This window comes from Georgenia sp. H159 (genome assembly GCF_035607575.1).
GTDB lineage: Bacteria > Actinomycetota > Actinomycetes > Actinomycetales > Actinomycetaceae > Oceanitalea.
The window spans coordinates 39,221-58,813 of record NZ_JAYDZY010000004.1; the positions used below are offsets into that span (position 1 = coordinate 39,221).

22 protein-coding genes and 1 riboswitch are annotated in these 19,593 nt (G+C 73.6%); of the genes, 14 read left to right on the top strand and 8 right to left on the bottom strand.

The features are described 5' to 3' along the window. Positions 1-25: 25 nt before the first annotated feature. Complete coding sequence (locus VR894_RS06580) at positions 26-1,003, bottom strand: citrate/2-methylcitrate synthase (protein ID WP_324650564.1); 978 nt, start codon at positions 1,001-1,003, stop codon at positions 26-28. 25 nt (positions 1,004-1,028) lie between these two features. Beyond that, positions 1,029-1,544: a MarR family winged helix-turn-helix transcriptional regulator gene (locus tag VR894_RS06585; protein WP_324650565.1), complete on the bottom strand. Its 516-nt coding sequence runs from the start codon at positions 1,542-1,544 to the stop codon at positions 1,029-1,031. A 61-nt stretch (positions 1,545-1,605) separates the two neighbouring features. Here VR894_RS06585 and VR894_RS06590 point away from each other — a divergent pair, with 61 nt between their 5' ends. Genes VR894_RS06590 through VR894_RS06645 form a run of 12 tightly spaced genes read left to right on the top strand, consistent with a single transcriptional unit; the run spans position 1,606 to position 12,019 of the window. Continuing rightward, entirely contained in the window at positions 1,606-3,861 is a 2,256-nt protein-coding gene (locus VR894_RS06590; protein WP_324650567.1) for an MMPL family transporter, read from the top strand. Continuing rightward, positions 3,858-4,655 carry a tryptophan-rich sensory protein gene (locus tag VR894_RS06595; RefSeq protein ID WP_324650568.1) on the top strand — a complete coding sequence of 266 codons (798 nt, stop codon included), beginning with the start codon at positions 3,858-3,860 and terminating at the stop codon, positions 4,653-4,655. Before VR894_RS06590 ends, VR894_RS06595 begins: the two co-directional genes overlap by 4 nt. Then, positions 4,652-5,200 (top strand): isopentenyl-diphosphate Delta-isomerase, encoded by a 549-nt coding sequence (gene idi, locus VR894_RS06600; protein ID WP_324650569.1) that lies wholly within the window; start codon positions 4,652-4,654, stop codon positions 5,198-5,200. Before VR894_RS06595 ends, idi begins: the two co-directional genes overlap by 4 nt. Then, positions 5,197-6,249, top strand: a complete 1,053-nt coding sequence (locus VR894_RS06605; protein WP_324650570.1) for a polyprenyl synthetase family protein — start codon at positions 5,197-5,199, stop codon at positions 6,247-6,249. Before idi ends, VR894_RS06605 begins: the two co-directional genes overlap by 4 nt. After that, positions 6,246-7,115 (top strand): phytoene/squalene synthase family protein, encoded by an 870-nt coding sequence (locus tag VR894_RS06610; protein ID WP_324650571.1) that lies wholly within the window; start codon positions 6,246-6,248, stop codon positions 7,113-7,115. Before VR894_RS06605 ends, VR894_RS06610 begins: the two co-directional genes overlap by 4 nt. Continuing rightward, entirely contained in the window at positions 7,112-8,713 is a 1,602-nt protein-coding gene (gene crtI / locus VR894_RS06615) for a phytoene desaturase family protein (protein WP_324650572.1), read from the top strand. The genes VR894_RS06610 and crtI overlap by 4 nt, the downstream gene beginning before the upstream one ends. Continuing rightward, complete coding sequence (locus tag VR894_RS06620) at positions 8,713-9,051, top strand: lycopene cyclase domain-containing protein (protein ID WP_324650573.1); 339 nt, start codon at positions 8,713-8,715, stop codon at positions 9,049-9,051. Before crtI ends, VR894_RS06620 begins: the two co-directional genes overlap by 1 nt. Next, positions 9,048-9,383, top strand: coding sequence for a lycopene cyclase domain-containing protein (locus VR894_RS06625; protein ID WP_324650574.1), 336 nt, complete (start codon positions 9,048-9,050; stop codon positions 9,381-9,383). Before VR894_RS06620 ends, VR894_RS06625 begins: the two co-directional genes overlap by 4 nt. Beyond that, complete coding sequence (locus VR894_RS06630; RefSeq protein ID WP_324650575.1) at positions 9,380-10,258, top strand: prenyltransferase; 879 nt, start codon at positions 9,380-9,382, stop codon at positions 10,256-10,258. Before VR894_RS06625 ends, VR894_RS06630 begins: the two co-directional genes overlap by 4 nt. Continuing rightward, a complete protein-coding gene (locus VR894_RS06635; protein ID WP_324650576.1) occupies positions 10,255-10,845 on the top strand; it encodes a hypothetical protein in 591 nt (196 codons plus the stop codon). The genes VR894_RS06630 and VR894_RS06635 overlap by 4 nt, the downstream gene beginning before the upstream one ends. 5 nt (positions 10,846-10,850) lie before the next feature. After that, positions 10,851-11,579, top strand: a complete 729-nt coding sequence (locus tag VR894_RS06640; protein ID WP_324650577.1) for a glycosyltransferase family A protein — start codon at positions 10,851-10,853, stop codon at positions 11,577-11,579. Next, a complete protein-coding gene (locus VR894_RS06645) occupies positions 11,576-12,019 on the top strand; it encodes a pyrimidine dimer DNA glycosylase/endonuclease V (protein ID WP_324650578.1) in 444 nt (147 codons plus the stop codon). Before VR894_RS06640 ends, VR894_RS06645 begins: the two co-directional genes overlap by 4 nt. A gap of 64 nt (positions 12,020-12,083) precedes the next feature. On the opposite strand, the gene VR894_RS06650 is transcribed toward VR894_RS06645, so the two are convergent. From VR894_RS06650 to VR894_RS06675, 6 genes are all read right to left on the bottom strand, one after another. After that, positions 12,084-12,335 carry an acyl carrier protein gene (locus VR894_RS06650; RefSeq protein WP_324650579.1) on the bottom strand — a complete coding sequence of 84 codons (252 nt, stop codon included), beginning with the start codon at positions 12,333-12,335 and terminating at the stop codon, positions 12,084-12,086. Between the two features lie 90 nt (positions 12,336-12,425). Continuing rightward, complete coding sequence (locus VR894_RS06655) at positions 12,426-13,190, bottom strand: ABC transporter ATP-binding protein (RefSeq protein ID WP_324650580.1); 765 nt, start codon at positions 13,188-13,190, stop codon at positions 12,426-12,428. Next, complete coding sequence (locus tag VR894_RS06660; RefSeq protein ID WP_324650581.1) at positions 13,187-13,978, bottom strand: ABC transporter ATP-binding protein; 792 nt, start codon at positions 13,976-13,978, stop codon at positions 13,187-13,189. Before VR894_RS06660 ends, VR894_RS06655 begins: the two co-directional genes overlap by 4 nt. Continuing rightward, positions 13,975-14,841, bottom strand: coding sequence for an ABC transporter permease (locus VR894_RS06665; RefSeq protein ID WP_324650582.1), 867 nt, complete (start codon positions 14,839-14,841; stop codon positions 13,975-13,977). Before VR894_RS06665 ends, VR894_RS06660 begins: the two co-directional genes overlap by 4 nt. Beyond that, positions 14,838-15,803 carry an ABC transporter permease gene (locus VR894_RS06670; protein WP_324650583.1) on the bottom strand — a complete coding sequence of 322 codons (966 nt, stop codon included), beginning with the start codon at positions 15,801-15,803 and terminating at the stop codon, positions 14,838-14,840. Before VR894_RS06670 ends, VR894_RS06665 begins: the two co-directional genes overlap by 4 nt. Before the next feature lie 2 nt (positions 15,804-15,805). Next, positions 15,806-17,320, bottom strand: coding sequence for an ABC transporter substrate-binding protein (locus VR894_RS06675; RefSeq protein WP_324650584.1), 1,515 nt, complete (start codon positions 17,318-17,320; stop codon positions 15,806-15,808). 308 nt (positions 17,321-17,628) lie between these two features. On the opposite strand from VR894_RS06675, the gene VR894_RS06680 reads away from it, so the two are divergent. Together VR894_RS06680 and VR894_RS06685 are read left to right on the top strand one after the other, a co-directional pair. Then, complete coding sequence (locus VR894_RS06680) at positions 17,629-18,315, top strand: metal-dependent transcriptional regulator (protein ID WP_324650585.1); 687 nt, start codon at positions 17,629-17,631, stop codon at positions 18,313-18,315. Positions 18,316-18,496: 181 nt separating this feature from the next. Next, positions 18,497-18,649, top strand: a riboswitch (cyclic di-AMP (ydaO/yuaA leader). 107 nt (positions 18,650-18,756) lie between these two features. After that, positions 18,757-19,524: a C40 family peptidase gene (locus tag VR894_RS06685; protein WP_324650586.1), complete on the top strand. Its 768-nt coding sequence runs from the start codon at positions 18,757-18,759 to the stop codon at positions 19,522-19,524. Positions 19,525-19,593: the final 69 nt, after the last annotated feature.

Sequence of the window (19,593 nt, forward strand, 5' to 3'; positions counted from 1 at the left end):
CCACCGGACCGGCGGAGCGTCCACCTCAGGACTGCAGCAGCTCGGCCTGTGCCTCGAGGACGTGCGCGGACCAGCCCGCCGTCCGGCCGCAGATGACCAGGGCGTTGAACAGTCGCGGCTCGAAACCGAGGTGGTCGAGCAGGGCGGCGCACCACAGCGAGGCGGTGGCGCCCGCCGGGACGTCGAGCTCCTGGACGGTCGCCCGGTCCAGCGCGCTGGCTGCCGCGAACAGTCGGACGTCGAGCCGCCGGCTCACCTCGCGCAGCAGCTCGGCGCGCCGGCTGACGTCCGAGCTCTCGACCCCGGCGACGGTGACCTGCTCGCCCAGCGCCTCGCGGGCGACCTCGACGGCGTCCTCGCCGTCGTGGACCCGGACGGCGAAGCGGCGTGCGCGCGCGACGGAACCGGCGGCCAGGGCGCCGCTGACGCCGGAGATCGCGCCGGCGAGGCAGGCACCGACGTCGGCGCCGTTGCCGGCAGCGATCCTTGCGATGCGGGTCGAGGGCAGCTGGGGGCCGTGCTCGGCGAGGACCGTCCACAGCGCGTCGAGGGCGCGCACGTGGTCGGCGCTGGCCGCGCCGCTCCACCGGATGAGGAAGCGCTCGGCCACCGACCTGCCCTGCTCCACCTCCCGCTGCGGGATCGCCGGCACGTCCGGACCGCGTGCGGACTGCGCGACGAAGGACAGCGTGAGGACCGACGCGCGGGCGAGGTCCTCGCGGGCGCGCTCCGGCGAGATGTCGACGATCGGGCGGTAGCCCCAGACGGGGGCCAGCTGGGCGATCGCGCTCTGGACGTCCACCCGGGTGTCACCGGTGCGCACGGGCAGCGGGAACGGCTCGGCGTGCGGCAGGACCGGGGAGGGGACGCCGTCGACGAGCAGTCCCCACACGCGCTCGAAGCCCAGCTCCAGCAGCTCGGACAGCGGGCGGTCGCGGTAGTGCGGTTCGTTGTCGGGCCCGACGCGGAAGATCGGCGCGGATCGATCGGACGTGGTCTCCATCACGCTGATCGTAGGGGCTGGACGGTCACACCCCGTCCCGCTCGTCGGGGAGGGGCAGGTCGGTGAGCATCCGGATGAGCAGGTCACGCAACGTCGCGGTCTCGTCCGCGCTCAGCGAGGAGCCGATGAGCGACTCGACGGTCTGCGCGCGGTCCAGGGCCCGGAGCGCGTCGAACCCTGCGGGTGTGAGCGTGACGACGTGCCTGCGGCGGTCCTCCGGGTGCCGCTCGCGGGTGATGTGCCCGTTTCGCTGCAGCCCCTGCAGCACCCGACCGATGCTCTGCTCGGTCACGTGCATCTGGGCGGCGATCTCCCGCTGGGACAGCGGGCCTGCGGTGAGGACGACGAGGACCGGCACCGACGCGTGCGACAGGCCCCACTGCTGCAGGTAGGTGTCCCAGGCCCGCTCGACCCGGCGAGCGGCAGCGGACAGCAGCCGGCCGGTGGGCCACGTCTCCGGCGGGGGGTAGGCCGCCGCGCTCTCGTGCGTGCGGCCGGTGGGGGTGCCGGCGGATGCCGGCTCCGTTCGTCGGTCGGTCACTGCTCCTCGTCCCTGGTCGTTCGCGTTGCGCGGTGGCTGCCGGTCGTCCATATTACTAAGCGTGCTTAGGAATCATGGCCGGAAGCGGACCCGCCCGGCCCACAAGAATGCCTCAGGTCGCGGTTCCGTCACCCGCGCACTGCTCCTCGTCGCCGTCCTCGCCGCCTGGCTCGCGGTCGCCGCCTTCGGCGGGATGGCGCAGGGCACGTTGTCCGAGGTGCAGGAGAACGACCAGGCCGCCTTCCTCCCGGAGAGCGCCGAGTCGACCCGTGCCGACGAGCTCGCCCGGGAGTTCACCGCGGACCAGCCGCTGCCCGCACTGGTCGTCGCCACCGCCGCCGACGGGGGTGAGGTCACCCCCGAGCAGTTCGCCGCCGCCGAGCGGTTCGCCGCCGCGATCCCCGAGCTCGAGCTGCCCGACGGTCGCACCGTGGCCGACGTCCTCGACGGACCCGTCCCGGTCATCCCCGCCGAGGACGGCGAGGCCTTCCTCTTCCCCGTCTCGATCGACAGCGCGCTCGCCGAGGAGAACCTCGGCGACACCGGCGAGCGGGTCGTCAACGTCGTCGTCTCCGAGGTGCGCGCGCTCGCCGCGGACACCCTGCTCGACGCCGATCTCGACGCCTGGGTGACCGGACCGGCAGGCTTCATCGCCGACCTCGTCTCCGCCTTCGGCGGCATCGACGGTGTGCTGCTGCTGGTCGCGCTCGTCGTCGTCCTCGTCATCCTCTTCGTCGTCTACCGCTCGCCCAGCCTGCCCTTCACGGTCCTGCTCACCTCGGTGTTCGCGCTGTGTGCCGCGGCGCTCGTGGTCAAGCCGCTCGCCGGCAACGGGGTGCTCCTCCTCAACGGGCAGAGCCAGGGCATCTTGTCCATCCTCGTCATCGGTGCCGCGACCGACTACTCCCTGCTCATCGTCGCGCGCTACCGCGAGGAGCTCACCCGCAACGCCCTGCCCCGCGAGGCGATGACGGCCGCCTGGAAGGCGTCCGTGCCACCGATCGTCGCGAGCGCCGGAACCGTCATCGCGGGCCTGCTGTGCCTGTTGCTGTCCGACCTCGGGTCGAACGCGAGCCTCGGCCCCGTCGGTGCGATCGGCATCGCCGCCTCGGTGCTCGCCGCGCTCACCCTGCTGCCGGCGCTGCTGCTCATCGGCGGCCGTCGTGCCCGGTGGATCTTCTGGCCGCGGATGCCCGAGTACCGGCCGGAGAGCGCCCCGACGTCGGACGACACCAGCCGCCTGTGGGGCAGGATCGCCCGCGCGGTGGCCCGACGTCCCCGGTTCGTCTGGGGCACCACCGCCGTCGCGCTCCTCGCCCTCGCGGCCTTCCTGCCCACCCTGCAGGCCGAGGGCACCGGTGAGGCCGACGTGTTCCTCAACGAGACCGAGGCCGTGGCCGGCCAGGACGTCCTCGTCGAGCACTTCGACGCGGGGCAGGTCGAGCCCGTCGTCGTCATCACCGCCGAGGACACTGCCGAGGAGGCGGTCGCGGCCGTCACCGCGGTCGACGGCGTCGAGGGCGCCCAGGTCGTGGCCGACGACGCCGGCGCGCCCGTCGTCGTCGACGGCCGGGTGCAGGTCAACGCCGTCACGAGCGCGACCTCCGAGAGTCAGGAGGCGACGATCACGGCCGCCGACGTGCGCACGGCCGTCCGCGACGTCGACCCCGACGCCGTCGTCGGCGGCGCAGCCGCGCAGCGCCTGGACACCCAGGAGACGGCGGAGCAGGACCTGCGCACCATCATCCCGCTCGTCCTCGCGGTCATCTTCGTCATGCTCGTCATCCTGCTGCGCTCGATCGTCGCGCCGCTCGTGATCCTCGCGGTCAACGTGCTGTCCTTCGCCGCCACGCTCGGACTCTCGGCGATCTTCTTCAACCACGTCTTCGGCTTCCCCGGGGCGGACGCCTCCGTCCCGCTGTTCGGGTTCGTCTTCCTCGTGGCACTGAGCATCGACTACTCGATCTTCCTCATGACGCGCGTGCGGGAGGAGGCGCTCGAGCACGGCACCCGCACGGGTGTCCGGCGAGGGCTGGCCATGACGGGTGGGGTCATCACCTCGGCGGGGCTCGTGCTGGCCGCCACCTTCGGTGCGCTCGTCGTCATCCCGCTCCTCTTCCTCGTCCAGCTCGCCTTCATCGTCGCCGTCGGTGTCCTCATCGACACGTTCATCGTCCGCAGCCTGCTCGTCTCCGGCCTCGTCTACGACATCGGACGGCCCGTATGGTGGCCGTGGCAGGCCCGGGTGCCCGAGGACGGGAGCGACGACGACGTCACGGGAGCCCGGCAGCCCGCAGCGGTGGGGAGCGGCGCATGAGCGGACAGCCGGCCCTGGTGCGCCGGGTGGTGGTGACGCTCGCGTACGTCGGGTGCGTCGCCGGTTCGCTCATCGGTGTCGGCCTCTTCGGCGGGACCCCGATCGCCGAGGCCGCCGACGGGCTGCTCGCGGCGGACTCCACCCACCTCGCCCCCGCATCGCCGGCGTTCTCGGTGTGGTCGGTCATCTACACGGGGCTCGGGGCCTACACGCTGTGGCAGTGGTGGGACCGCACCGACCCGCGCCGCATCGCCTGGCTCGTCGTCGCCTCGCTCGTGCTGAACGCCGCCTGGATCCTCGTCGTGCAGGCCGGCCTGGTGTGGGCGAGTGTCGCCGTCATCGTCGCGCTGCTCGTCGTGCTCGCCGAGACCTTCCGACGCTTGCTCGCCGTCCCGCCGCGCAGCGTCCTGGAGGCCGTGGTCGCGGACGGCACGCTGGGGCTGTACCTCGGCTGGGTGTGCGTCGCGACGTGCGCGAACGCCGCCGCGGCCCTGCTGGGCGCCGGCTTCACCGGTGCCGGGCAGCCGCAGTGGTGGGCGGTGGGCGTGCTCGCCGCCGTCGGCGTCGTCGGCGTCGCGCTCGCCGTCGTGGGTCGCGGACGGGTCGCGGTCGCCGCCACCATCGTGTGGGGCCTGGCCTGGATCGTCGTCGCGCGCACCAGCGGCGAGCCCGAGTCGCCCACCACCGCCGTCGCGGCGGGCGTCGTCGCCGCGCTCGTCGTCGTCGTCACGATCGTCACCCGACTGCGCGTCGGAGTGGCAACCCGGGTGAGAGGACAGGACACTACGGCATGACCACCGATGACCTCGTCACGCTCCTCGCCGAGGACGGCAGCCCGATCGGGACCGCTCCGCGCGCCACCGTCCACACCACCGACACACCCCTGCACCTCGCCTTCTCCTGCTACCTGACCGACGGTGAGGGCAGGCTGCTCATGTCGCGGCGCGCCCTGGAGAAGCGGACCTGGCCCGGCGTGTGGACCAACTCCTTCTGCGGGCACCCGCGCCCCGAGGAGGACGTCACCGCGGCGATCGCGCGCCACGCCCGGCACGAGCTCGGCCTCGAGGTGAGCGACGTGCGCTGCGTCCTGCCCGACTTCCGCTACCGCGCGGTGGACGCCTCGGGCGTCGTCGAGAACGAGATCTGCCCCGTGTACCTCGCCACGACCACCCAGGAGCCGGCACCCAACCCCGACGAGGTCGTCGAGTACCGGTGGGTCGACGCGCGCAGCGCCGTCCAGGCCGTCCAGACCGCACCCTGGGCGCTCAGCCCCTGGATGGTGGAACAGGTCGAGCAGCTCGTGGCGGGTGGCTTCCTCGGCGACGGGCCACCCGGGTGAGCGCCCCGGTCCGCGAGGTGCGCCCGGACGCGGCCGGCAGCACCGAGGACGCGCTCACCGACTTCTTCGCCGACGGCGCACGGCACATCGGCACACCGGACCACCGCCGGCTGTGGGAGGCGCTCGCCGACTCCGCGGACGGCGGCAAGCGCCTGCGCCCGGCCCTGTTCCACAGCGTGTACGAGGCCTTCGGTGGTCGTGAGCGTGACGTCGCGGCCCGGGTGGGTGCCGCCGTCGAGCTGCTGCACACCGCGCTCGTCGTGCACGACGACGTCATCGACGGGGACACGGTGCGCCGCGGCCGGCCCAACGTCGCCGGCACCTTCGGCGAACAGGCGCGTGCCGCAGGCCAACCCGAGGACCGAGCGGGGCACTACGGTGCCGCGGCCGCCATCCTCGCCGGGGACCTCGCCCTCGCCGGCGCGGTCCGCATGATCGCGCTCTGCGGGGCGGCCCCGGCCACCGTCGCCCGGATGCTCGACGACCTCGACCGGGCCCTCCACCTCACCGCCGCGGGCGAGCTCACCGACGTCCGGCTGAGCATGGGCGCGGGCTCCGACGTCGCCGAGGCGATCACGATGGAGCAGCAGAAGACGGCCGTCTACTCCTTCGAGCTGCCCCTGCGGCTGGCGGCGGTGCTCGCCGGCGCGGACGAGCGCCACGAGGAGCCACTCACCCGGTTCGCCCGTCTCCTCGGGGTCGCGTACCAGCTGCAGGACGACCTCGACGGCATGTTCGGAGAGCAGGACGTCATCGGCAAGAGCACGCTCTCCGACCTCCGCGAGGGCAAGCACACGCCCCTCGTCGCGCACGCCCGCACCACCGAGTACTGGCCGCGGATCAGCCCCTACCTCGCCTCCGGAGAGGTCGACGAGACCGACGCCGCCCACGTGCGTCGCCTCCTCGAGCGGTGCGGCGCGCGGCGCTTCGTCGAGAGCCTCGTCGCCGAGCTGGCCGGCGAGGCGCGCGGCGCCGTCGCGCACCTTCCGGTCGCGCCGCTGCTCGAGGGCTGGGTCCGCACGGTGTTGCGGACGCGGGAGGCACGATGAGCATGCTCGCGCGCCGTCCCGCCCCCACCCGCCCGTACGACGCCGTCGCGAGCGCGAGCGCCGCCGTGGTCATCCGCACCTACTCCACGTCCTTCGGCTGGGCGTGCCGGCTGCTCGCCGAGCCCGAGCGCGAGCACGTCCGCAACGTCTACGCCCTCGTCCGGGTGGCGGACGAGATCGTCGACGAGCCCGACGCCACGTGGTCCGCCCCGGCCCGCGCCGTCGTGCTCGACGGGCTCGAGGAGGAGACCTACCGCGCCGTCGAGGGCGGCCGCAGTGCCAACCTCGTCGTCCATGCCTTCGCGCGGACCGCCCGCCGGTACGGCATCGGGCGGGACCTCATCGCGCCGTTCTTCGCCTCCATGCGTGCCGACCTGTCGGTCTCGCGCCACGACGACGCCAGCCTCGCCCGGTACGTGCACGGGTCCGCCGAGGTCGTCGGGCTCATGTGCCTGCGCATCTTCGTCGGCGGCGACGACGACGCCTACGCGCGTCTCGCGCCCGGGGCCGGACGGCTCGGGGCCGCGTTCCAGAAGGTCAACTTCCTGCGGGACCTCGCCGAGGACCACGACGCCCTGGGCCGCACGTACTTCCCCGGGCTCGACCCCGCCACCTTCGGCGACGCCCACCGCGACGTCCTCCTCGACGCCATCGACGAGGACCTCGCGGCCGCCGAGCGGGCTCTGGTCCAGCTGCCCCCGAGCAGCCGCCGAGCCGTCCGGGCGGCCCACGCGCTGTTCACGGAGCTGTCCCGGCGGCTGCGCGCGACCCCGGCCGCCGAGATCCGCACCCGCCGGGTCCGGGTCCCCGACGCCGTCAAGGCCCGGCTGGTGCTGCGTTCGGTGCTCTCGGGAGGACGCCGGTGACCCCACGAGCCCCACGCCGCAGCTCCGGCGGGGGCCAGACCCGTTCGCGTCCTGCCGCCGTCGTCGTCGGAGGAGGCGTCGCCGGCCTCGCCAGCGCCGCCCTCCTGGCCCGCGACGGCTTCCGCGTCGACCTCGTCGAGCGCAACGCGTCCTTCGGGGGCCGCGCCGGCAGCTGGAGCGCCGACGGCTTCCGGTTCGACACCGGACCTTCGTGGTACCTCATGCCGGAGGTGTTCGACCGCTTCTTCCGGCAGCTGGGCACGTCCGCCGACGAGGCGCTGGACCTCACCCGGCTCGACCCCGCCTACCGGGTCTTCTTCGAGGGCGACGAGCAGCCGGTGGAGATCGTCGCCGACGAGGAGGCCAACGTCGCGACCTTCGACCGCATCGAGCCGGGTGCGGGGGAGCGGCTGCGGACCTACCTCGCCTCCGCGCGGGACACCTACGACGTCGCCCTGCGACGCTTCCTGTTCACCAGCTTCACGTCGGTGCGCGACCTCGCCACGGGGGACGTCGTCGGACGCACCCACCGGCTCGTGCCCCTGCTGCTGCGCTCCCTGGAGTCCCACGTCGCCCGGTCCTTCACCGACCACCGGCTGCGGCAGATCCTCGGCTACCCGGCGGTGTTCCTCGGGTCCTCGCCCGAGCGCACTCCGAGCATGTACCACCTCATGAGCGCCCTCGACCTCACCGGCGGCGTCCAGTACCCGCAGGGCGGTTTCACCCGGCTGGTGGAGGCGCTCACCCGGCTCGCCGAGGACGCGGGCGTGACTCTTCGCCCGAGCCACGAGGTCACGGCCATCACCACGACGCCCGGGCCGGGCCGGCGGCGTGCCCGCGCCACCGGCGTGCGCTTCCGGGGGCCCGACGGCGTCGAGGGGCACCTCGCGGCGGACGTCGTCGTCGGTGCGACGGACCTGCACCACGTCGAGACCGCGCTGCTGCCCCCCGCCCTGCGGCAGCGCTCCGAGCGTTGGTGGCGGCGCAGCGACCCCGGGCCGGGGGGCGTCCTCGTGCTCCTGGGGGTGCGTGGCCGCGTGCCCGAGCTGGCCCACCACTCGCTGTTCTTCACGCGCGACTGGCGCACGAACTTCCGCGACATCCGGGACGGGCGGGTGCCACGCCCCGCGTCGGCCTACGTGTGCACGCCCTCGCGCACCGACCCGACCGTCGCGCCGGACGGGGAGGAGAACCTGTTCATCCTCGTCCCCGTGCCCGCCGACGTCACCGTCGGCCACGGCGGTGAGGACGGGAGGGGGGACCTCGCCGTCGAGGCCGTCGCCGACGCCGCCATCGACCAGGTCGCGGAGTGGGCGGGCGTGCGCGACCTCCGCGACCGCATCCGGGTGCGGCGCACCATCGGCCCGGCCGACTTCGCCACCGACCTCAACGCGTGGCGCGGCAGCATGCTCGGGCCGGCGCACACGCTGCGGCAGAGCGCCTTCTTCCGCGCGGGAAACGCGTCGCGCAAGGTCACCGGTCTGTACTACGCGGGTGCGGGCACCATCCCGGGGATCGGGCTGCCGATGTGTCTCATCAGCGCCGAGATCCTGCGCGACCGGGTCCGCGCCGAACGTACCCGCTGGCGGGTGGGCTGATGGTCGCCCTCGCCTACCTCGGCGCCCTGGTCGGGGTGACCGCCTGCATGGCGCTGCTCGACCGCCGCTTCCGGCTCGTGCTGTGGGCCGACGCCCGCCGCGGTGGGCTCGTCCTCGCCGTCGGTGTGGCCTTCTTCCTCCTGTGGGACGTCGCGGCGATCGCGGCGGGCTTCTACCACCGGGGGGACAGCGAGGCGATGACCGGCATCATGCTCGCTCCGGAGCTTCCGCTGGAGGAGCTCCTCTTCGTCACCTTCCTGTGCTACCTCACCCTCGTGCTCCACGGGCTCGTCCGTCTCGCGCTCCGCCGGCGGCGGCGTGCCGAGGTGCGCCGATGAGCTACCTCGGACTCGCGGCGCTGTTCATCGCCCCCGCCCTCGTGCTCGCCCTCGCCGTCGGGCGCCGGCGCGGGCTGGGGCGGCGGTGGTGGGCGGCCACCGGCCTCAGCCTCCTCGTCCTCCTCATGCTCACCGTGGTGTTCGACAGCGTGATGATCTGGGCGGACCTCTTCCGCTACGACGAGTCCCAGCTCACCGGCGTGCGCCTGCTCCTGGCGCCCGTGGAGGACCTGGCGTGGCCGCTGGCGTCCGTGCTGCTCCTGCCCGCACTCTGGGAGCTGGTCCGGGGACGTCCCGGTCGGGACGACCCCGAGAGGGAGGAGGAGGCATGACGACGACGGCGACGAGCGCGCTGCGTCAGCTCGTCGGGTCCTCGCGCCCGGTGAGCTGGATCAACACCGCCTACCCGTTCGCGGCCGCCTACCTCATGGGCGGCGGCACGGTGGACGCCGCCCTCGTCATCGGCACGCTGTTCTTCCTCGTGCCCTACAACCTGCTCATGTACGGGCTCAACGACGTCTTCGACTACGAGTCCGACCTCCGCAACCCGCGCAAGGGCAGCATCGAGGGCGTCGTCCTCGACCGCCGCTGGCACCGCACGACGATCTGGGCGGCGGTGCTCAGCACCGTCCCGTTCGTCGTCGCCCTCCTCGTCCTCGGGACGGCGGCCGCGGCGGTCGTGCTGGCGGTCAGCCTCTTCGCGGTCGTCGCCTACTCCGCGCCGGTGCTGCGGTTCAAGGAGCGTCCCCTCCTCGACTCCGCGACCTCGAGCACCCACTTCGTCAGCCCGGCCGTCTACGGCCTGGTGCTCGTGGGCGCCGATCTCGACCGCACCGCGCTCGCCGCGCTGACCGCCTTCTTCCTCTGGGGGATGGCCTCCCAGGCCTTCGGTGCCGTGCAGGACGTCTCCGCCGACCGTCAGGCCGGCATCGCCTCGGTCGCGACCTGGCTCGGCGCCGCGCGGACGGTGCGGCTCGCGATGGGTCTCTACGCCGCCGCCGGCGTCGTCGTCCTGGGGACCGGGTGGCCCGGCGGGCTCGCGGCGCTGCTCGTCGTGCCCTACGTCGCCAGCATCGCGCCCTACCGCTCCGTGCCCGACGCCGAGTGCGAGACGGCCAACGCCGGCTGGCGGCGGTTCCTGTGGCTCAACATCCTCACCGGCTTCCTCGTCACGCAGCTCCTCATCGCGATCGCGTGGACCCGATGATCGACCGCCCGCTTCGTCCCGACAGTCCCGCGGCCGTCCTCCTCACGGTCCCTGGGCCGCCCGCCACACGCGCCGCCGCCCACGCCGTCGCCGCGCTCGCGGTGCTCGGCGTGCCGGCCGCGCTGACCGTCGACCTCGTCGCCGCCGCGGTCGCCGCCCTCGTCCTGGGCGGGGTCGTGCTCGGCCGCGTGCTCGCCCTGCCCGGCGCGCTCCAGGTGCTCCTCGGGGTCACCCTGCTCGGCGCCGCCTGGGCGAGCGTCGTGGGCCTGTACGAGACGCTCACCTGGATCGACGTCCCGGTCCATCTGCTCCTCACCGGCCTCATCGCCGCCTCGATCGGGATCACCATGCTGCGTGCGGGGATGCTCGGTGACCCGTCCCGGCGTGCCGGGAGGGCCGGCGTCGCGGTGACGACGGCCGCTGTCGGGGTCGCCCTGGGCGTGGTGTGGGAGATCGCCGAGTGGGTCGGCTTCACGTTCGTCGACGAGTCGGTCTACGTCTACTACGGCGACACCATCGGTGACCTCACCGCCGGTGGTGCGGGGTCGCTCGTCGCCGGCTTTCTCGTCGCACGGTGGGCACGGTGAGCGGCGTGAGCGTCGTCATCCCGGCGCGGGACGACGCACCGGCCCTCGACCGCTGCCTGCGGGCCCTGGCCCGGCAGACCCTCGCGCCGCTCGAGGTCGTCGTCGTGGACAACGGCTCCACCGACGAGACGGCGGACGTGGCGCGCCGTCACGGCGCCCGCGTCGTCACCGAGCCCCGGGTGGGCATCCCGATGGCCGCCGCGGCGGGCTACGACGCCGCCCGCGGTGAGGTCATCGCCCGACTCGACGCGGACTCCGTCCCGACGGCGCGGTGGGTGGAGCGGGTCGCCACGGTCCTCGCGGAGCCGGGCTGGCACGCGGTCACCGGGGTCGGGCGGTTCTACGAGCTCGGCCGCACCGGCGGCGCGGTCGCGGCCGTCTACCTCGGTGCCTACTACGGGCTGTGCCACGCGGCCCTCGGGCACCACGCCCTGTGGGGCTCCTCGATGGCGCTGCGCAGAACGACGTGGCTCGAGGTCCGCGCCGCCGTGCACGACGACGACGCCGAGCTCCACGACGACCTCGACCTCGCCTTCGCGCTCGGGCCGCGGCGCGCCGTCCTGCTCGACCGCTCGCTCGTCGTCGGTGTCTCCGCGCGCAGCCTCGTCGGCTGGTCGCAGGTACGGCGCCGCTTCCGCCGGGCCTTCCGCACCCTGGCCGTGAACTGGGCCGTCGCCCCACCGTGGACGCGGTGGGCGGTGCGGCTGGGGATCCCGGCGCGGGAGGCGCTGTGAGGGTCTGGTCCCTCCACCCCGCCTACCTCGACCGGCAGGGCCTGGTCGCGTGCTGGCGGGAGTCGCTGCTCGCGCAGGCCGTGCTGGCGGGACGGACCCGCGGGTACCGCAACCACAGCCAGCTCGTGCGCTTCCGTACCGCGGCGGACCCGGTCGCCACGATCGGTGCTTACCTCGTCGTCCTCGCGGAGGAGGCGACGGAGCGCGGGTACCGCTTCGACGCCGCCCGCATCGACCGTCCGGCCCGCATCGGGCCCGGCGGCGTCCCGCAGCTGCCTGTCACCGACGGGCAGGTCGCGCACGAGTGGGCCCACCTGCTGGCCAAGCTCGCCGTGCGCAGCCCCGACCGGCTCGCGACTGTGCGGGCCGTCACGGGAGTCGACGTCCACCCCCTGTTCGTCCGCGTCCCCGGCCCCGTGGAGCACTGGGAGCGCCCCTGACCGCGTCGGCCGCACCGGGGCGGGCCACGGCACTCGGGCACCGCCGGACGCCGCGGCCGCCCGGTCAGGCAGAACCGCCCTGCGGTGCGGTCTGGTCCGTCCCGCCGCCGAGCTCCTTGAGGAGCTCGTGGCACCTGTGCGCGCGGTCGGAGTCCTCCTTCATCACCTGCTCGAAGAACTGGGCGATGTCCTCCTTGCCCGCGTTGCGGGCGTCGCGCACGTACTGGCCGTAGTCGTGGCCGGCCTTGAGTGCGTGGTACTGCACCGAGATGAGGTCGAAGGTGACGTCGTCGAAGCCCGTCTCTCCGGTGGCCATGATGAAACCTCCTGACGTGGTCGGTCGACCTGACGCCTTCAGTGTGTGACCGACGTCACGCGCCCCGCATCTCGGGGTGCGCCGGCCTGCTCACGGGAGGCGCGGGACCGCGGCGAGCAGCTGGCGGGTGTAGGACTGCTGTGGGCTGCGGAAGATCTCCCGGGTGGGCCCGGACTCGACGTGCCGGCCGCCGCGCATGATGAGGACGTCCTCGCAGAGGTGACCGACGACCGCCATGTCGTGGCTCACCATGACCAGTGACATCCCCAGCTCGGTCCGCAGCCGGTCGAGCAGCGCGATGATCTGCTGCCGCACGGTGACGTCCAGGGCACTGACCGGCTCGTCGGCGATGAGGACGGACGGGCGCGGTGCCAGGGCGCGGGCGATGGCGATTCGCTGCCGCTGGCCGCCGGAGAACTGGGCGGGGTAGCGCTCGGCCATGTCCGGCTCGAGGCCGACGGCCGCGAGCAGCTCGGTGACGCGTGCGCGGTGGTTCCCCGGGACCCGCAGGGAGCGCAGCGGCTCGGCGACGACGTCCCGGACCCGCATCCGGGGGTCGAGGGACGACCGGGGGTCCTGGAAGACCACCTGGACCTCGCGGCGGAAGCGGCGCATGAGGGCACGGTCGCGGGGCCGCAGCTCCTCGCCACGAAACCGCACGGTCCCCGAGTCGGGACGGTCCAGGCCGAGCAGCAGCCGCAGCAGCGTCGTCTTCCCGGCACCCGACTCCCCGACGATGCCGATGCTGCGGCCGGCGGGGACGGCCAGGCAGACGCCGTCGAGCGCGGTCGTGCGTCCGGCCCCGGACCCGAACGTCCGGGCGAGGTCGACGGCCTCGAGGAGCGGGGCACTCATGCGTCCTCCGGTAGGTGGGAGACGGCGCGGGCCGCCGCGATGAGCTCACGCGTGTACGGGTGGTCGGCCCCCGCGAGGGCGCTGGCGAGCGTCGTGTGCTCGACGACGACGCCGTCGTGCATGACGACGAGGTCCTGCGCGAGCTGCGCCACGACCGGGAGGTCGTGGCTGATGAACACGAGTGCGCAGCCCGTGCGGCGGGCGACGTCGTCGAGCAGCTCCAGGATCTCGGCCTGGACGGTGACGTCCAGTGCGGTCGTCGGTTCGTCGGCGAGGAGCACGTCCGGCTCGCAGGCGAGCGCGAGGGCCAGCCCGGCCCGCTGCCGCTGCCCGCCGGAGAGCTGCCAGGGGTAGGAGTCGAGCACCCGGCCGACCTCCGGCAGCCGCACCAGCTCGCACAGCTCGGCTGCCGCGGCCCGCGCCGCGTCGCCGCGCAGCCCGCGGTGCAGCCGCAGCGGTCCGGCGATCTGCCTGCCGATGGTCATGAGCGGGTCGAGCGCGGTGAGCGGCTCCTGGAAGACCATCGCGACGCGCGCCCCACGGACCCGGCGCAGTCCGCGGGGCGGGAGGGTGAGGAGGTCGACGCCGTCGAGAAGGACCTGCCCGCTCACGTCCATGCCCTCGGGCACGAGCCCGAGGACGGCGAGTGCGGTGAGGGACTTGCCGGAGCCGGACTCCCCGATGATCCCGAGCCGGCCGCCGGTGTCGACGCTCCAGGTCGCGCCGTCGACGACCGCCCGGCCGGTGGCGGTCCGGACGGTGAGGTCGCGGACGTCGAGGAGGGTCATCGGGCCAGCTCCGGGTCGCGGCGCTCACGGATGCCGTCACCGAGCAGGTTGAGGCCGAGCACGAAGGCGGCGATGCCGAGGCCCGGGAAGATCGCGCTCGTCGGGGAGGTGGCGATGGTGCTCTGCGCCTCACGGAGCATCCGTCCCCACGTCGGGGCGGGCGGCGGCGCCCCGAGACCCAGGTAGGACAGCGACGCCTCGGCCAGCACGGCGCTGCCTGCGAGCAGCATGAGCTGGACGAGGAGGGTGGGGGCGATGTTCGGCAGCACGTGCCGCAGGAGGATGCCGAGGGTGCCGGTGCCCGCGGCGCGGGCGGCGGTCACGTAGTCCTCGCGGAGCACCCGGGCGGCGTTGACGCGGGTGACCCGGGCGATGATCGCCGAGCCGCCGATCCCGATCGCCGCGACGACCGACGCGGTCGACGCGCCCCGCACGGTGACGATGAGCATGGCGAGCAGCAGGGTGGGGAAGGCGATGAGCAGGTCGACGACGGTGTGCAGCGCCGTGTCGAGCCAGCGGGTCGCGCTCGCCGCGAGGACCCCGACCGTCACGCCGATGGCGGCGGCCACGACCGTCGTGGACACGGCGACGACGACGGCCGCGCGGGCTCCCAGCATGAGCTGGGTCATCAGGTCGCGCCCCAGCCGGTCCGTGCCCGCCCAGTGCTCGCCCGACGGCCCGCTGAGGCGTGGTCCCGACCCGTCGGTGAGACCGTAGGGCGTCCAGGCGAGGGAGACGACGGCAACGACGACGACGAGGCCCACGAGTGCGGCACCGACGGTGAGGGACCGGCCCGGCCGCGTCCGGCCGGCGGGTGGGGTGGCGGCCGGCTCGTGGTCGACGGTGGACAGCTCGGTGGTCATGCGCGCTCCAGGACGGCACTCGTGCGCAGCCGGGGGTCGATGAACCGCTGGACGACGTCGACGAGCAGGTTGACGACGAGGACGACGGCCGTGATCGCCAGGACGACGGTCTGGACGACCGGCAGGTCGCGCCCGAGCACCGAGCTCAGCAGCAGGGAGCCGAGACCCGGCAGGGCGAACACGGCCTCGACGACGACGGCGCCGAGCAGCGAGGTGGCCAGCTCGATCCCGAGCACGGCGACGACGGGCACGGCCCCGTTGCGCAGGCCGTGCCGGGCGAGGGCCTGGGTGCGGGAGTAGCCCAGCGACCGCGCGGTGCGGATGTAGTCCTGACCCAGCACGTCGAGCGTGGCGGAGCGCACGTAGCGCACCATGACCGAGGCCATGGCGATCGCGACGGTGAGGACCGGGAGCACGAGGGCCTGAACCGCGGCGGCGGGGTCGCCCCACCCGGCTCGGGGGAAGCCGCCGGGCGGCAGCCAACCAGCGCTGAGCGCGAAGACCCCGATGAGCATGACCCCGACCCAGAAGACCGGGACGGCGACGCCGAGCTGCGACAGGGCCGAGACCGCGACCCCGAGCCGGCTGTTGCGCCGCACCGCGGCGAGGACGCCGACCGGGACCGAGACGAGCACGGCGACCAGGAAGGCTCCCAGGCTCAGCGGCACCGTGACCGGCAGCCGGTCGGCGACGAGCTCGCCGACCGGCTGCCGGGAGACGAACGAGGTGCCCGCGTCGCCGCCCAGGAGGCCGGTGACCCACTGCTGGTACTGGACCAGGACGGGCTGGTCGGTGCCGAGCTGGCGGCGCAGGGTCTGGAGCTGCTCCGCCGTCGTCCCGACCCCGAGCGAGGTCCCCGCGCTGTCGCCCGGCAGCAGCCGCAGGATCACGAAGATCACCAGGCTGGCGAGCAGCAGCGAGGCGGCGAGGACCGCCACGCGCAGCGCGAGGTAACGGAGCACGCTCAGGGCTCCCGGGTGATGTCCGCGACGTAGAAGCTCTCGGTGGCCTGGTCGACCGGGTAGCCGGTGACACCCGCCGCGGCCACCCGGATCTGCGGCTCGAGGTAGAGCCACGCCGACGCGGCGTCCTGGGCCATGAGCTCGTTGGCCTCGCGCAGCAGCGCGGTCTGCTCCTCGTCGCTGCCCGCGGCCTCGGAGGCCGCGACGAGCTCCTGGAACTCCGCGCTGTCGTAGCCCCAGTAGAACTCGGGGTTCGCGTACCAGAAGACGTCGCGCGGGTTGACGTGCCCCATCAGCGTCGTCTCGAAGTCGTGGTCGGTGTAGATGCGCTGGTACCAGGTCGCGTCGTCGATCGGGTTGAGCTCGAGGGTGACGCCCACGTCCGCGAGGTCGCTCTGGAGCAGCTGGGCGATCGTCGCCTCGGTGTCACCCGCGACGTAGTCCAGCGTGATGGTCAGGTCCTCGGCGCCCGCCTCGGCCAGCAGCTCACGCGCGCTCTCCGGGTCGTGGGCGTGCACGTCCGACAGGTCGGTGAACCACGGGTCGGTCGGGGGGACCATGGAGCCGATGACCTGCCCGCGGCCCGCCCAGACGGCGTCGAGGACGGCGTCGCGGTCGACGGCGCGGTACAGGCCCTGGCGGACCCGGACGTCGTCGAAGGGCGCCTCGTCGTCGTTGAAGGCCCACAGCCACTTCGTCGTCGAGGTGCCCTCACTGATGGTGAACCCGGGGTTGCCCTCGAACTGCGCGAGCTGGTCGGGGGAGTCCTCCGCGATGACGAGGTCGAGACCGCCGGTCGCCAGCGCGTTGTTCATCGCGGTGGTGTCGGTGAAGAACTGGAAGGTGGCGCCCGGGTTGCTCGCCGGCTCGCCCCAGTAGTCGTCGTACCGCTCGATCGTCAGGTGGTCGCCCTGCGTCCACTCGACGAACCGGTAGGGCCCGGTGCCGTTGTCCGCGGTGTGCTCGGTGTCCCCCTCCTTGACGATCGTCTCGCCGGCGAGGTGGAAGATGAGGGAGCGGGACGGGCGCGAGAGCACGACCTCGAGGGTGTGGTCGTCGGGAGCGGTGATCTCCTCCATGACGCTGAGGTCCGACTTGCGGGCGGCGACCGACTCCTCGGAGATGATCTCGCTCAGGGACCACACCGCGTCGGCGGAGGTGAAGGGGGTGCCGTCGTGGAAGGTGACGTCCTCGCGCAGGTCGAAGGTGTAGGTGAGGCCGTCCTCGCTCACCTCCCAGCTCTCGGCGAGCGCGGGGATGATCTCGCCGTCGACGTCGATGGCCGCCAGGCCCTCGTAGACGTTGCGGGTCATCGTCTGTCGGACGCCGGAGCTGCCGCCGACGTTGCGCTGCAAGCCGGTGGGCTCGTTGGTCGAGCCGATGATGACCTCTGTCTCGGCGGCAGTCGTGCTGCCGCTGCCGCCGCCGCTGTCGCCACCGTCACCACCGGAGCAGGCGGCCAGCGCGAGCGCGGAGACGGCGGTCAGGGCCAGCACCCGCGATGGGGTCTTCGTCATGGGGGACCTTTCGTCGAGGCCCGGGCCGGCGGCGGACGGGCCCACGTCGAGCCCGGCGACACGTCCGACGCTCCGGGCCGAGGGGATCGTTCGGCTCAGGAGCAGGTCGGACAACACACGACGGACGCACGGCAGCCGGGACGAGCCGGGGCAGGGGTGCGGTCGGTCATGGTTGTGCCATTCTCCCACAGCGTCGCCGGGCGGTCGCTGTGCCGAGTGCCACTGCGCAGGACGCCACGCCGGGGACCGGACGTGCGCCGCCGGGCGTCCTATCCTCGGTGCAGGAGCCGAGAGATGGGCAGCGACGCATGAGTGACCTGATCGACACCACCGAGATGTACCTCAAGACGGTCTACGAGCTTGAGGAGGAGGGGGTGGTGCCCATGCGTGCCCGCATCGCCGAACGCCTCGGGCACTCCGGACCGACGGTGTCGCAGACGGTGGCCCGGATGGAGCGTGACGGCCTGCTCCACCTCGAGGAGGGACGCCGCATCGCGCTGTCCGAGGCGGGGCGGGAGAAGGCGACCCAGGTCATGCGCAAGCACCGGCTCGCCGAGCGCCTCCTCATCGACGTCATCGGGCTGGACTGGGAGTACGTCCACGAGGAGGCCTGCCGCTGGGAGCACGTGATGAGCGAGCAGGTGGAGCACCGGCTCGTCGCGCTGCTCGACCACCCCCACCACGACCCGTACGGCAACCCGATCCCGGGGCTTGCGCAGCTCGGGGAGCACACCCGCGCCCCCGCCGAGCCCACGCTCCGGGCGCTGGCCTCCCTCGCCGGTACCGACGACGGTGACGTCGTCCTCCGGCGCATCGGCGAGCCGCTCCAGGTTGACGTCGAGCTCCTCGCCCGCTTCGCCGAGGCCGGGGTGCGGCCCGGCGTGCGGCTGCAGCTGCAGCGCGGTGTCGGCATCGTCTCACTCCGTGCCGAGGGCTCCGAGCTGGTGCTCGACGTGCCGGAGGACGTGACCCGCCACCTCTTCGTCGAGGTCTGAGAGTCGCGGAAATCCGGGCTTCTTGTTGCTCCACGGACGTGAGTCGCGACACGCTTCCCACATCGTCGTAACCGGAACGTGACATTTGACCGAGGGCTCGGGTAGTGTCCGACTCGCTCCTCGCACCCCTCCAGTGATGAGCCCTCGGACGGAGCCCAACCCTGCCGCCGTCCCGAGGTTCCCTTTGAGAATGTCCGTCGGCAGGGGCGGGGGAACCAAGTAGTGGCGGTCGGCCCAGGTCGGCCCCTAGGGGTGAAGCCCGTCCGAGAGGACGGGCCGGGTGATCTCCCATCCGAACCCGACAGCTCACCTCGTCGGCAGCAGGAGAGGTAACACGTGACCGTGACCACAACCGGGGCTCGCCACCGCGCGGCATGCCGCCCCACCACGCCACTGACAGCGTTCGGACAGGCCGTCACTGGCCCGGCAGCCCGTCGCGGCATGCTCGTCGCCGCGTCCTCGGGCCTCGCCCTCACCATGGCGGCCAGCACGGCAGTCGCCGCGCCGGAGGGCTCCTCCCTCCCGCAGGTGGACGTCTCGGCGCTCTCGAACCAGGCGCGCACCGCGCTGACGGTCAACCCCACCGTGTCGGTCCCCGCCGACGTCGAGTACTCCGTCGCTGACTTCGCCGTCGAGGCGATCCCGCCCAAGACCATCCACGCCGAGGACGCCGACCCGGTCGCCGAGCGCATCGCGGCCGACGAGGCCGCCCGGCAGGCAGAGGCGGAGGCCGAGGCGCAGGCGCTGGCCGCCGCCCGCACCGCCGAGTCCGCCTCCCGCACGCGGACGTCCTCCGCCCAGGCCGGCACGACCGCGACCGCTACCGCTGCCGCAGAGACGGCGCCCGCTCCCGCGGCCGCCCCCGCCCCGGCCGCCTCCGGCAACGCGATCGTCGACATCGCCTTCCGCTACGTCGGCACCCCGTACGTGTGGGGTGGCGCCACCCCGGGCGGGTTCGACTGCTCCGGTTTCACGTCCTACGTGTACGCCCAGGCCGGGATCAGCATCCCGCGCAGCTCCAGCGCCCAGCGCAACGCGGGCACCGTCGTCTCCGCCGCCCAGGCGAGCGCCGGTGACCTCGTGTGGTGGCCCGGACACGTCGGCATCTACCTCGGTAACGGCCAGTACATCGCGGCGCACAGCCCCGGCAACCCGCTGTCGGCGCGCGCGATCTACAAGTCCAACCCGACCTTCATCCGGGTGGGCTGACAGCCGCACGCTCCGCCCGACGGGCCCGCACCGCCACGGTGCGGGCCCGTCGGACGTTCGAACCGCCGA